Below are 12,520 nucleotides of genomic sequence, written 5' to 3' on the forward strand. Positions count from 1 at the left end.
GGTCAGACCATCGTGAGGACGACCTTGCGCCCCGGCGGCGCGGACTCGGCGGCACGCTGCGCCTCCCAGACCTCCGCGAGCGGGAACAGGGTCGGCTCCGCCGTGCGCAGGCCGCCGTCCGCCACGTCGGCGAGGAGCGACGCGAGCAGGCGGCGATACGCCGTGCGGCGGGTCGCGATGAACAGCGGCGCGCCGCAGATCCGCTCCGACCGGTTGCGCGCGGCGCGCGCGAACCCGCGGACGGCGTCGGCGCGTTCGTGACCCGGGCGCCCGGCGAAGGCCGTGCGGACGAGCACCCCCTCCGGCGCCAGCGTCTCGCGGACCCGCGGAGAGCCGGTGTGGTCGATCGCCGCATCCACCGGTCCCTCCGCCGCCTCCCGGACACGGGCGGGCCAGTCGGGAGCGGAGTAGTCGATCAGCGGGATGCCGAGGTCGCCGATCGCGTCGGCGCTGCGCGCGGACGCCGTGCCCACGACGGTCCGGCCGGAGCGCAGGGCCAGCTGGGAGGCGAGCATGCCGACCGCCCCGGACGCGCCCTGCACCAGGATGCTGCGGCCCGGGCCGGCGAGGTCGAGAGCGTGGGCGGCGGTCACCCCGTCGAGCGGCAGCACCGCGGCTGCACCCGGATCGAGGGTCGGGGGAAGCGCGACGAGCAGCGTCGGAGCGACCGTCACGAACGTCGCGTGGGCGCCCATCCGGGGAAGCGCGGCGACCACCCGGGAGCCGACGCGCAGCCCGAGGGCGACCGACACGGCCGATTCGGTGACGAGTTCGCCGACGAAGTCGTACCCGGTGATGAAGCCGGGAGCCGGCTGCAGCACGTACCCGCCGCGGCGGGCCAGCACATCCGTCGCCCCCAGGGAGGCGTGCGTCACCCGCACGACGACCTCGTTGCCCCGCGGGGGCCGCACGGGCTCCCGCGCGAGCACCATGGCCGTCGGATCACCGAACCGCGACACCCGCGCGACGAGACGCGAGGGATCTGCCGAGCCCTCCCCGGTCATCGGGGGTCAGCCCGCTCGGCGCTGCAGCAGCGCAGTGCGGTCCGGGTGCGCCTCGAACCAGTCGGCCACGTACCAGCACATCGGCACGATCCGCAGCGTGCCGCCTTTCTCGATCTCGCCGACCGCGTACTCGACGAGCTGGGCCGCGTACCCCTTTCCGCGGTGGTGCGGCACGGTGAAGGCCCGCGTCAGCGAGATGGAGTCGCCGAGGATGCGGTAGTCGAGAACGCCGACCAGCTCGCCGTCGACGTGCATCGCGTAGCGGCTCGCATCCGTCTGATCGCTGAACTCCGTGGCCATGTGGCCCATCGTACGTCCGTCGTGCCCCGGGGGAACCCGCGGTAGTGTGAACCTGTGGGAACCCGACCCGCACCGAAGGCTCCCGCGCGCATCCCGCGACCACGTCACAGCAGACCCGGCCGCCGACGGCGCCTGCCGTCCGCGTGACGTGACGACCCAGGAGCCGCCCTGTGACGAACGACACACCGTCGCCCGCTCTCGCCCCCGCCTTCCAGACACTGCTCGAGCAGGTCCCGATCGGCGAGTACTCGGTCATCGAGGCCGAGACGGTGCCGTACGACCATGAGGGGACTCCCCTCGAGGGCTACCTCGCGCGCGATGTCCAGGCGGACGAGCGGCGCCCGGCGGTGCTCGTGCTGCACGACTGGCACGGGGTCGGCGACAACGTGCGGATGCGCGCCCAGATGCTGGCGCGCTCCGGGTACGTGGCCTTCGCCGCCGACCTCTACGGGGCCGGCGTGCGTCCCGCGGGAGACGCGGCCCCCGCGGAGGCAGGGAAGTACTACAACGACCTGGCGCTCCTCCGCGCACGCGTCGCCGCCGGCTTCGGCTGGCTGCAGCAGCATCCGGCTGTCGACCCCGCGCGCCTGGCCGTGATCGGCTACTGCTTCGGCGGGACGGCGGCGCTGGAGTTCGCGCGCACCGGGGCCCCGGCCCGCGGGGTCGTCTCGTTCCACGGCGGCCTGATCGCGCACGACCCGTCCGATGCGGCACAGATCGCCGCATCCCTGCTGGTGCTGACCGGCGGAGACGACCCGGTCGTGCCCGACGAGGCGGTGGTCGCGTTCCAGCAGGAGCTGCGCGGCGCCCCGCACGTCGACTGGCAGGTGACAACGTACTCCGGGGCGCCCCACGCGTTCACCATCCCGGGCACCGACCGCTACCGCCCGCTCGCGGATGCGCGGAGCTGGCGGGAGCTCGTCTGCTTCCTCGACGAGGTGTTCCGGTGAGCGGAGGGGCCGGCTGATGGAGCATCCCCTGCTCTTCGACGATGGCGATGTGCTCGTGGAGCGCATCCGTGCGCTGAGCCTGCGGCTTCCCGAGGCGGTCGAGACGCTGAACCACGGCCGGCCGTCGTGGAAGGCCGGGGAGAAAGGCCGCGCGTTCGCCGTGCTCGGCGCGTCGATGGACCGTCCGGACACCCTGGTGTTCAAGCCCGATCCGGCGGAGGCGCCGGCCTGGCGCGAGGACCCGCGGGTGTTCGTCCCCAAATACTGGGGGCCGAGCGGCTGGCTGGCCATCGACCTCGACCGCGACGCGCAGGACTGGTCCGAGACCTCCGAACTGATCGAGACGTCGTACCGGCAGGTCGCCCTGCGCCGCCAATTGGCGGTCTTGGATGCCGTCATGTAAGCTCGTATCCGGTCCGCGTGCGGGTCATGCGCCACTAGCTCAACGGATAGAGCATCTGACTACGGATCAGAAGGTTGGGGGTTCGAATCCCTCGTGGCGCACACTGGTTGAGACAGTAACAAGAGCCCCGCTGAACAGGCAAAACGCCGGAACAGTGGGGCTTTTGCTTTGCCTCCAGACGCGGGATCCGGCGGCTTTGAAGCGCGTTTGACCGGAACCGTGACAGCAACCCGCCCGGACGAGGCCAGTGGCTACGGCCATCACCTCGCCTCGGATTCATCGTTGCCCAGCGCCAGATCGATCGTCCGCGAGGCATCGAGCAGTGCGCTCGGCATCACGTGCGAATACAGATCCATCGTGACTCTCAACGACTGTCTACAGACGAGCTTCCAAATCTGCTCACGCATATCTTCGGTCGGGCCAAGCACTATCGTCGCCGCTGTGCGCAGCCATCGCTCGCCATCCAACCAGGCATCGATGACGCGATCTGTCGCGTCAGTCCCGCGCGATGAATGCCTCAGCGGCGCTTCGCACTCGCGGGGCCCAGTCCGCCGGGCGTTCGGGCATGTAGTCGTCGGTATCATCCAGCAACACGAACTTCTCCGCTTGTTCGTCGGGAAACTCGTGACCGATGACGGAGTGCGCCCACTCGGTCAATTGCTCCGCCCCAATTTCAGCCTCCAAAAAGCGTTGGCACATCACCCGGAGCGCAACTAATTTCGTCGCAGGAGAACTGGCGTCTGGAAAGTCGAGGTCCAGTTCGGCGAATGCTTCTCGCACGAGGTCCTCGGAAACCCACCACGACGTCTCTAGCGGCAGTCCGGCCATCTCGCGCAGTGCGGGGCTGTCGAAGCCATCCGCGAGGGCGTTCGCCGCCGCCAGGACAGAGGAAGCAGAGCCATCGAAACCGACGGCCCACATCGTTACGGCGTTCTGCAGCGGTCGCAGGCCAGCTGAAGCTGTTGAGTCGGCGACCATGGGACACAATCATGGCGCAGATTCGACGCTGATGCAGTAGGAAGACGTTCCCGTTCTGGAGAAGCACGCCATTCCGCGACTTCCGAGGTAGGCCCCGTCTCAAGTGGACTTTTGGACACGATCCGCGCATCCTCGGCGTCAAGCTTCTCCGCGCTTGTCAGACCAGCTCCGATCGACTCCCGTCGCCCAGTCGAGCATTGCCGCGAGACAGAGGGCGGGATGGTAGCTTCGGGCGGTCTTGTCTTAGTGCATCGCGATGCCGCGCCGGTCTTGCACCAAAGCGAGCTCAAGCAGTAGACGTCCCCCCACTTGACTCGGCTTCCGCCCGAGCCTGCCGCAACTAGCGCGCCGGGACGTCACATCAGATCCGCACATGCGGTGCCCATTCGGTGAGAACTTTCCATACTGGCTCAAGCGCGGCTTCTGCGTTTAAGCGACGAAGGGCCGCCCGGTCGTTCGGCCGGGCGGCCCTTCGTCTTCGTCCGGGCTAGTCCTGGGACGGGCCCTCGATCGCGATTCTGGTCGCCCGGCGGCGACGCCACACGGCCAGCAGCAGGGCCGCGACGCCGGCCAGGAGCACACCGGAGGCGATGCCGAGCGGCAGCGTGACCGACGAACCGGTGCTGGCGAGTGCGCCGGAGCCGGTGGCTGCCGGACCGCCCTGCGGGTCGGGAGAACCCGCGGCGGCGACCAGGGTCAGAGCGCCCCAGCCGATCAGCCCGCCCTGGGCATCGACGATCGCGAGCTTGTGCGCACCCAGTGCGGCGTCCGCCGGGATGGTGACCGACACGGCACCTCCGGAGACGACGGCCGCAGCGAGCGGCCGGGGTGTCGAGAAGAGCACGGGAGTGACCGTCTCGCCCTCGTGCGCCCCGCCCACGATGGTCACGTGGACCACGCCGCCCGGAACGGCGGTCGTCGGCACGCGGACCGGACCGCGGGTCGCATCGGTCAGGTCGGCTTCGGTGATCGGGTCCGGGGTGGGGATGACCGGGGTCGTGAGCGTCGAGGAACAGGCCGCGCAGGCCGCGCCCAGGGCCTCCACCGTGGCCGTCGCCGTGAGCGTGCCACCCGAGGAGGTCTTCGCGACGACCGCGGTGAAGGCGACGGTCGCCGAGCCGCTCGTGGCGGTGTCCGGCACGGTCCAGGTCAGGGTCGTGCCGTTACGCGTCAGACCGGCCGGGAGCGACGACGTGTCGATCGCGGCATCGTCGACGACGTCGGCGAGGTCGACGGTCGCGGTCGCGCCGGTCAGTCCGATCTGGCCCGTGTTGTTCGCGGTCAGGGTGTAGGTGATCACCTGTCCGGGGACGACCTGGCCGCCCGCCGGATCGGAGGTCAGGCCGAGCGTCCAGGTCGAGGGCCATGCGGGCTTGTCGGCGTCGTACAGCCAGTCCTGGAAGAAGGCGCCCAGATCGCGACCCGAGAGCTCTTCTGCGAGCGCGATGAAGTCCTCGGTCGTCTTGCTCTGACCTGCGTAGCGCTGGACCCATGTCTTCATGATGTTGTCGAACACGGTCTGGCCGACGGACTGGCGCAGCGCCTCCAAGGTCATCGCGCCCCGGGTATAGACCTGCCAGTCGAACAGGTCGGCCGGGTCGGTCATGGCCGCGGAGGGAATGGTCCAGCGGCTGCTGCTCGCAGCAGTCGTGTTCCAGGTGGTGAACAGCGACGAGGCGGTCGTCGTACTGCTGCCGTGGTCCTGGTTGTACTGGGTGGGGATGAACGTGGCCGGGCCCTCGTTGAGCCAGATGCTGTTCCAGTCGGCCGGGGTCACGGAGTCGCCGAACCACTGGTGCGCCAGCTCGTGGATGAACGTCCCGGATGAGACGGAGCGTTCGAAGTAGGGGCGGTCCTGGGTCTCCAGCGCGTAGCCGAGGGAGGTGATGTCGACCACGAAGCCCGTGCTCCCGCCCGGATAGGCGCCGTACTTCGACTCGAGGTAGTTGAGGATCTCCGGGAGTGCGGCACGGCGCGTCTGGATCGTCGTCTGGTTCGCCGTCGTGACGGCCGGGTCGACGAAGGTCCATTCGTGGATGGTCCGGCCGCTGACCGCGAGCGCGATGTCCGACTCGTAGACCAGGTACTTGCCGATGGTGATCATGGCCAGCTCGGTGGCCATGGGCCGGGTCTGCCGCCAGTGCCAGGAGGTGCGGCTCCCGTCTCCGGTGGGCGTCTTCGCGACGAGCTCGCCATTGCTGACGGCGGCAGCGGAGACGCCATCGATCGTCGTGGGCGCGTCGATGGTGATGTCGTAGGTCGCCTTGTCGGCGGGGGTGTTGTTGCTCGGGAGCCAGGTCATGGTGCCGACCGGCTGGCCGAGGGCGGTCGCTCCATCGGAGGTGGAGACCCATCCCTCGCTCGATCCATCGGGATCCTCGTGCGTGACCGGGGTGCCCGAATAGGCGACCGCCACCGTGAAGTCGCCGGTGACGGTCGACGCCGGCGTGACGACGAGCTTGTACGAGCTGATGCTCGGATCGCTCGTCCGGCTGAACGTCGCGGCGACCCCGTTGACGAGCACCGACGAGACGGTGAGGCCCTCGAAGTCGAGGGAGAACGAGGAGAGCGCCTGAGTCGCCGTGGCGGTGATCAGGGTCGTGGCGGTGATGGTCTTGTCGGAGTTGTACGCGAGCGCCACGTCGTAGTGCTTCACGTCGTAGCCGCCGTTCCCGATGCCGCGGAAGAGCGAATCCCCGATCGCCGTCGCTCCGGGTGTGCCGTCAGCGGCGGCGGCAGGGGTGCTGAGCGCGATCTGGCTCGCGCCGATCAGCGCTGCGGCGAGGACGGCGGCGAGGGGGCGCGCCAGCCGTCTCCGAGGTGTGATGTTCCGGGGTTCCAACGGTGATCCTCCAGGGATGCTTCGTCCGACTGCGCGCTCGGCGAACGCGCAGGTGTGGCAGAGGTGCAGAGCGCTTGTGGCGGAGATTCGTTGCGAGTGGACTCGCTTTCGCGCACAGGCTTTGCGTGTGCGCGTGAACATTCGGTGAAAGAGACCATAGCGAACGATTGTTTCGAACATGAGTCGTTTCTCATGAACGGCTCGGGCCGCCCATTCGCGCCCCCCGCATGCGGTTATTGCCCGGCCGAGCGCGGTCCGCCAGCCTGGCTGCATGACGACGCACGACATCCCCGACACCCTCGAGGTCCGCGAGAAGATGGCCGCCAGTCAGGCAGAGGGCATGGCCGCCCTCGGCCTCGGTCCGGTCGTCGAAGGCTGGGAGGACGGCTACCGGGCCGCCGCAACGGCCGACAGCACGTTCGAGTGGTGGTACTTCGACTGCCAGTTCGACGACGGCTCGACGCTCGTCGTCACGTTCTCGAACAAGCCGCACACCGACCCGTCCGGTCCCCTCGATCCGAGCGTGCTCATCATCCGGCAGCTCAGCGACGGCACCCGGCTGCACCTCGAGCCGCACTACCCCGCGGCCGAGTTCAGCGCCTCCCCGGATCGCTGCGATGTGCGGATCGGTCCGAACACGGTCAGCGGCGACCTCGACCGCTACGACATCCACATCGAGGCGGAAGGCATCACCGCCGACGTGACGATCGACCGCGCCGCGCCGTCCTGGCGTCCGGGTGCCGGGATCAACTACTTCGACTCCGCCCGCACGCACTTCCTGGCGTGGGTCGTTCCGGTGCCGTACGGCACGGTGTCGGCGACGATCGTGCAGGATGGCGCGCGCTCCACGCTCACGGGCAGCGCCTACCACGACCACAACTGGGGCAACCACCTCATGGGGTCGTTCCTCGATCATTGGTACTGGGGCCGCGCCCACGTCGGCGACTACACGGTGGTCTACGTGCGCATGACCACGAAAGGCCTCTTCGGTCTCGGGGAGATCAACATCCCCACCTTCTACCTCGCCACCGCCGACCGCGTCATCACGGACGACCTGCTGCCCCTGCGGCTCGCCACCAGCGGAGACGTCGACGGCCCCGGCCACCAGACGTATCCGACGCGCATGGAGTGGACGTGGGCGTCGGAGCGCGGGACCATCACGATGACCGCGACGAATCCGGTTCTGATCGAGTCGATCGACATGCACACCCCGCGCCACGGGATCGCCAAGGCCCTCCACGCCGGGGACCACCCGATGTACTACGACTTCAACGCGGACCTGGAGCTCGACATCGCCCTCGACGACCTGACGGACCACGTCACGGGACGCACCCTGTACGAGAAGATGATGTTCCGTTGAGGCGACGGTCGAGGATGCGCTCGCACCGCGGACTCCTATGATGCAGATGTCGAGAGGGGACACCATGGCGAGGCACAGGCACGAGCACGACGCGGAGGAGCTGGCGGAGGCGGAGGCCGCCGCAGCCACCGAGGCCACCGAGACCGACGACGACTTCGTGGATGCGGACGAGTCGCTCGAGACGGACGAGGAGCCGAACTAGGTCAGGGTGCCTGCGCAGCCGGCCCGGCCTGCGGCGGTGCCGTGCTCGCGCGCACAACCAGACGGGTGTGCAGCACCGAGGAGCGCACCGGCTCTGGACGCGCCTCGATCTCGGCGATGAGCAGTTCGAGCGCGCGGCGGCCGATGGCCTCGAACTCCTGGTGGATGGTCGTCAGCGGCGGCCAGAAGGAGTCCGACTCCGCCATGTCGTCGAATCCGACGACGCTGACGTCCTCCGGCACGCGGCGGCCGGCCTCGTGCAGCGCGCGGAGCACGCCGAGCGCCATCTGGTCGTTGGCCGCGAACACGGCCGTGATCTCGGGCCGCGCGGCGATCTCCTGACCGTGACGGTAGCCGGCCGCGGTCGACCAGTCCCCGCGGAAGACCTCCGGGACGGGAGCGCCCGCCTCCTCCAGCGTGCGCCGCCACGACTCCTCGCGGCGCGCGGCCGAATACGAGTCGCCGGGCCCGGAGATGTGCCACACCGTCCGATGGCCGAGGTCGAGCAGGTGCTGGGTGGCCTGCCGGGCGCCCTCGGCCTGGTCGGTGTCGACCTGCGGGTAGTCGGAGCGCTCGGTCGAGTCGATGACCACGACCGACAGCCCGGACGGCAGCTCCACGTCGGCGCGGTCGACGATGTGCGCCTCGATCACGACGATGATGCCGTCGACCGCCTGCTCCAGCAGCCGGCTGAGCGCGACGCTCACCTCCTGCTGGGTCGGGCGCTCGACCGGGACGACGGTGATCGCGTAGCCGGCGGTCGCGGCCGAGACGGCGATCGCATCCAGGGTCCGCATGTTGCCGTAGGACGACAGGGTGAACATGACGACGCCGATGTTGCGGAAGCGGCCGGACCGCAGCGCCCGCGCCGCGCGGTTCGGGCGGTAGCCGAGCGCCTGCATCGAGGCGAGGACGCGCTGACGCGTTGTCTCCTCGACGTTGGTGAGGCCGTTCGCCACCCGCGACACGGTCTGCGTGGAGACGCCCGCATGCGCCGCGACATCGCCCAGCGACGGACCGCGTTTGCGTCCGGCTGCACGGGCGGACGGGGATTCGGCCAGCGACTCTGCCATGGTCTCCACTTCTCGGGATTCAACACGACCTTGCATCATGTTGACGTGAACATGTTAGAGTAGCCGCCACGATGTTGACGTAAACATCCGCATACCGATCTCGAACCCAGGGAAGACATGACAACGACGTCCCTCACGCGGGCCACCGCGCCCGGCACCCCCCGCCGCGGCCGCCGGTCGCGCCGCGACTGGCGCGGGTGGGCCTTCGTGGCCCCCTTCATGGTCGTGTTCGCGGCCATGATCATCGCGCCGGTGGTCTACGCGATCTACCTCAGCCTCTTCCGCCAGCAGCTCATCGGCGGCAACGCGTTCGTCGGCCTCGGCAACTACGTCGCCGTGTTCCAGGACGAGAAGTTCTGGGCGTCTCTCGGGCGCGTCTCGCTGTTCCTCGTCGTGCAGGTGCCGATCATGCTGGTCCTCTCGCTGGTCGCGGCCCTCGCGCTCGACAGCGCGCGGCTGCACGGCGCCGGGTTCTTCCGGATCGCGCTCTTCCTCCCCTACGCCGTGCCCGGTGTGGTGGCCGCGCTGATCTGGGGCTTCATCTACGGCGACCAGTTCGGTCTGACCGCGAGCATCAACCAGCTGCTCGGGACCGGGCTCGCGCCGCTCAGCGGGCAGTGGGTGCTGGCCTCCATCGGCAACATCGTCACCTGGGAGTTCATGGGCTACAACATGCTCATCTTCTACGCGGCGCTGCGCGTCATCCCGACCGAGCTGTACGAGGCGGCCGAGATCGACGGCGCCGGAGCGTTCCGCACGGTGTTCAGCATCAAGCTGCCCGCCATCCGCGGCGCGCTCGTGATCGCGACGATCTTCTCGATCATCGGCAGCTTCCAGCTGTTCAACGAGCCGAACCTGCTCAAGCAGCTGGCGCCCAACGCGATCAGCAGCTACTTCACCCCGAACATGTACGCCTACAACCTCTCGTTCGCCGGCCAGCAGTTCAACTACGCCGCGACGGTCGCGATCGTGATGGGCGTCCTCACCGCCGTCATCGCCTACGTGGTCCAGCTGCGCGGCACGAGGAAGGAGGCCCGCTGATGGCCACGCTGACCGACACCAGGAGCAGCCGCCCGCGCAAGGCGCCATCGCGCCCCGCCGCGCGCATCCAGGCCGGCGCCTCCTCCGGCCGCCGCATCCGCAAGTCGCCGCTGCTCACGATCGTGATGGTGCTCTTCGTCATCTACTCGTTCGTCCCGCTCATCTGGCTGATCGTCAACGCGACGAAGACCCAGCCGGACCTCTATTCGTCGTTCGGCCTCTGGTTCGGCAAGGACTTCAACCTCTTCCAGAACATCGCCGACACGTTCACCTACCGCGGCGGCATCTTCGTGCAGTGGCTGGGCAACACCCTCCTCTACGTGGTCGTCGGCGCCGGCGGAGCCACGCTGCTCGCCACGGTCGCCGGCTACGGGATGGCCAAGTACAACTTCCCCGGCAAGCGCGCCGTGTTCGCCGTGGTCCTCGGAGCGATCGCCGTCCCGGGCACCGCTCTGGCCGTCCCGACGTTCCTGCTGTTCAGCCAGGCCGGGCTCACCAACACCCCGTGGGCGGTCATCCTGCCCTCGCTCATCAGCCCGTTCGGCTTCTACCTCATCTGGACCTACGCGAGCGAGGCCATCCCGACCGAGCTGCTGGAGGCGGCGCGGATGGACGGGGCGGGCGAGTTCCGCACCTTCTTCACCATCTCGCTCCGGCTCCTCGCCCCCGGCATCGTCACGGTCGCGCTGTTCGCGATCGTCGCCACCTGGAACAACTACTTCCTGCCGCTCATCATGCTGAGCGACCCCACCTGGTACCCCCTCACCGTGGGTCTCAGCCAGTGGAGCGCGCAGGCGACCGGGGTCGGCGCCCAGCCGATCTTCAACCTCGTGATCACCGGATCTCTCATCACGATCGTCCCGATCGTGGCCGCGTTCCTGGTGCTCCAGCGCTACTGGCAGTCGGGCCTGGCCGCCGGAAGCGTCAAGCAGTAACCCCACCCAACCCATCCATCCACGCAATCCCATTCCACGAAGAAGTGAAAGGAAGCTCATGAAGAGCACTCTCGCGTCCCGGCGCATCGCCCGGGCCGTCACCGCCGCGGTGGTCGGCGTCGTCGCCGCCGCCTCGCTGACCGCCTGCTCCGGCGGCACCTCGTCCGGCGGCGGAAGCGCCTCCGACATCGACGCAGCCCTCAAGCAGGGCGGGACGATCACGTACTGGTCGTGGACCCCGTCGGCGGAGGCCCAGGTGGCCGCGTTCGAGAAGAAGTACCCGAAGGTCAAGGTCAAGCTGGTCAACGCCGGCACGAACACGACCGAGTACACGAAGCTGCAGAACGCGATCAAGGCCGGATCGGGTGCCCCCGACGTCGCGCAGGTCGAGTACTACGCCATCCCCCAGTTCGCGCTCTCCGACTCCCTCGTCGACCTGAAGCAGTACGGGTTCGACAAGCTGAAGAGCGACTACACCCCGGGCCCCTGGGGTTCGGTGAACGTCGACGGCAAGCTGGTCGGCCTCCCCCAGGACTCCGGCCCCATGGCGATGTTCTACAACAAGACCGTCTTCGACAAGAACGGCATCGCCGTGCCGAAGACCTGGGACGAGTACGTCGCGGCCGCACAGAAGCTGCACGCCGCCGACCCCAACGCCTACATCACGAGCGACTCCGGCGACTCCGGCTTCACCACCTCGATGATCTGGCAGGCCGGCGGCCGTCCGTTCAGCGTCGACGGCACCAAGGTGTCGATCAACCTGCAGGACGACGGCACGAAGAAGTGGACCGGCACCTGGGACAAGCTGGTCGAGGGCAAACTGCTCTCCAGCGTCCCCGGCTGGAGCGATGACTGGTTCAAGGCGCTCGGCAACGGCTCCATCGCGACGCTCATCACCGGCGCATGGATGCCCGGCGTGCTCGAGTCGTCGGTGAAGGACGGCGCCGGACAGTGGCGCGTCGCCCCGATCCCGACCTACGACGGAACGCCGGCGAACGCCGAGAACGGCGGCGGCGGCCAGGTCGTGCTCAAGCAGAGCAAGAACCAGGCGCTCGCGGCCGGCTTCCTGAAGTGGCTGAACAACGACGAGGACAGCATCAAGGTCTTCCTCGAGTCCGGCGGCTTCCCGTCGACCACGAAGGACCTCAACTCCTCCGAGTTCCTCGCCTCGGCCCCCGAGTACTTCGGCGGTCAGAAGATCAACGAGGTGCTGGTGGACGGCGCCAAGAACGTGTCGACCGGCTGGCAGTACCTGCCGTTCCAGGTCTACGCGAACAGCATCTACGGCGACACGGTCGGTCAGTCCTACACGTCGAACTCCAGCCTGAACCCCGGCCTGCAGGCCTGGCAGAAGGCGCTGGTGGAGTACGGCAACCAGCAGGGCTTCACGGTCACCGGCAAGTAGCAGCATCCCCCGTGGCCGGCCGCGCACG

General features: G+C 68.7%; 12 protein-coding genes and 1 tRNA gene. 8 read left to right on the forward strand and 5 right to left on the reverse strand.

What is annotated here, in order from left to right; genetic code table 11:
- Positions 1-2: 2 nt before the first annotated feature.
- Together BLW09_RS16670 and BLW09_RS16675 are read right to left on the reverse strand one after the other, a co-directional pair.
- Positions 3-959 carry a quinone oxidoreductase family protein gene (locus tag BLW09_RS16670; protein ID WP_231946916.1) on the reverse strand — a complete coding sequence of 319 codons (957 nt, stop codon included), beginning with the start codon at positions 957-959 and terminating at the stop codon, positions 3-5.
- Positions 960-1,010: 51 nt separating this feature from the next.
- Positions 1,011-1,304, reverse strand: coding sequence for a GNAT family N-acetyltransferase (locus tag BLW09_RS16675; protein WP_089915332.1), 294 nt, complete (start codon positions 1,302-1,304; stop codon positions 1,011-1,013).
- A 170-nt stretch (positions 1,305-1,474) separates the two neighbouring features.
- On the opposite strand from BLW09_RS16675, the gene BLW09_RS16680 reads away from it, so the two are divergent.
- The 3 genes from BLW09_RS16680 (at position 1,475) to BLW09_RS16690 (ending at position 2,758) form a co-directional block, all read left to right on the forward strand.
- Positions 1,475-2,254 (forward strand): dienelactone hydrolase family protein, encoded by a 780-nt coding sequence (locus tag BLW09_RS16680; protein WP_089915334.1) that lies wholly within the window; start codon positions 1,475-1,477, stop codon positions 2,252-2,254.
- 16 nt (positions 2,255-2,270) lie between these two features.
- Entirely contained in the window at positions 2,271-2,657 is a 387-nt protein-coding gene (locus BLW09_RS16685; RefSeq protein ID WP_089915337.1) for an MmcQ/YjbR family DNA-binding protein, read from the forward strand.
- Between the two features lie 28 nt (positions 2,658-2,685).
- Positions 2,686-2,758, forward strand: a tRNA-Arg gene (locus tag BLW09_RS16690).
- 394 nt (positions 2,759-3,152) lie between these two features.
- Here BLW09_RS16690 and BLW09_RS16695 read toward each other — a convergent pair.
- Together BLW09_RS16695 and BLW09_RS16700 are read right to left on the reverse strand one after the other, a co-directional pair.
- Entirely contained in the window at positions 3,153-3,635 is a 483-nt protein-coding gene (locus tag BLW09_RS16695; protein WP_157696991.1) for a hypothetical protein, read from the reverse strand.
- A gap of 487 nt (positions 3,636-4,122) precedes the next feature.
- On the reverse strand, positions 4,123-6,477 hold the full coding sequence (locus BLW09_RS16700; RefSeq protein WP_089915347.1) for a M1 family aminopeptidase: 2,355 nt from the start codon (positions 6,475-6,477) through the stop codon (positions 4,123-4,125).
- 271 nt (positions 6,478-6,748) lie between these two features.
- Between BLW09_RS16700 and BLW09_RS16705 the strand changes: the two genes are divergently transcribed.
- A complete protein-coding gene (locus BLW09_RS16705; RefSeq protein ID WP_089915350.1) occupies positions 6,749-7,837 on the forward strand; it encodes a hypothetical protein in 1,089 nt (362 codons plus the stop codon).
- Between the two features lie 64 nt (positions 7,838-7,901).
- Positions 7,902-8,039: a hypothetical protein gene (locus BLW09_RS19105; RefSeq protein ID WP_172824236.1), complete on the forward strand. Its 138-nt coding sequence runs from the start codon at positions 7,902-7,904 to the stop codon at positions 8,037-8,039.
- A 1-nt stretch (position 8,040) separates the two neighbouring features.
- Here BLW09_RS19105 and BLW09_RS16710 read toward each other — a convergent pair whose 3' ends face one another.
- A complete protein-coding gene (locus BLW09_RS16710) occupies positions 8,041-9,111 on the reverse strand; it encodes a LacI family DNA-binding transcriptional regulator (protein ID WP_089915354.1) in 1,071 nt (356 codons plus the stop codon).
- A gap of 117 nt (positions 9,112-9,228) precedes the next feature.
- On the opposite strand from BLW09_RS16710, the gene BLW09_RS16715 reads away from it, so the two are divergent.
- Genes BLW09_RS16715 through BLW09_RS16725 form a run of 3 tightly spaced genes read left to right on the forward strand, consistent with a single transcriptional unit; the run spans position 9,229 to position 12,492 of the window.
- Complete coding sequence (locus BLW09_RS16715; protein WP_089915357.1) at positions 9,229-10,152, forward strand: carbohydrate ABC transporter permease; 924 nt, start codon at positions 9,229-9,231, stop codon at positions 10,150-10,152.
- Positions 10,152-11,087, forward strand: coding sequence for a carbohydrate ABC transporter permease (locus BLW09_RS16720; protein WP_089915361.1), 936 nt, complete (start codon positions 10,152-10,154; stop codon positions 11,085-11,087). Before BLW09_RS16715 ends, BLW09_RS16720 begins: the two co-directional genes overlap by 1 nt.
- A gap of 58 nt (positions 11,088-11,145) precedes the next feature.
- The gene (locus BLW09_RS16725; RefSeq protein ID WP_089915365.1) at positions 11,146-12,492 is read left to right on the forward strand and encodes an ABC transporter substrate-binding protein; all 1,347 of its coding nucleotides are present in this window, start codon (positions 11,146-11,148) and stop codon (positions 12,490-12,492) included.
- Positions 12,493-12,520: the final 28 nt, after the last annotated feature.

This window comes from Leifsonia sp. 21MFCrub1.1 (assembly GCF_900107895.1).
Classification (GTDB): Bacteria; Actinomycetota; Actinomycetes; order Actinomycetales; family Microbacteriaceae; genus Leifsonia; species Leifsonia soli.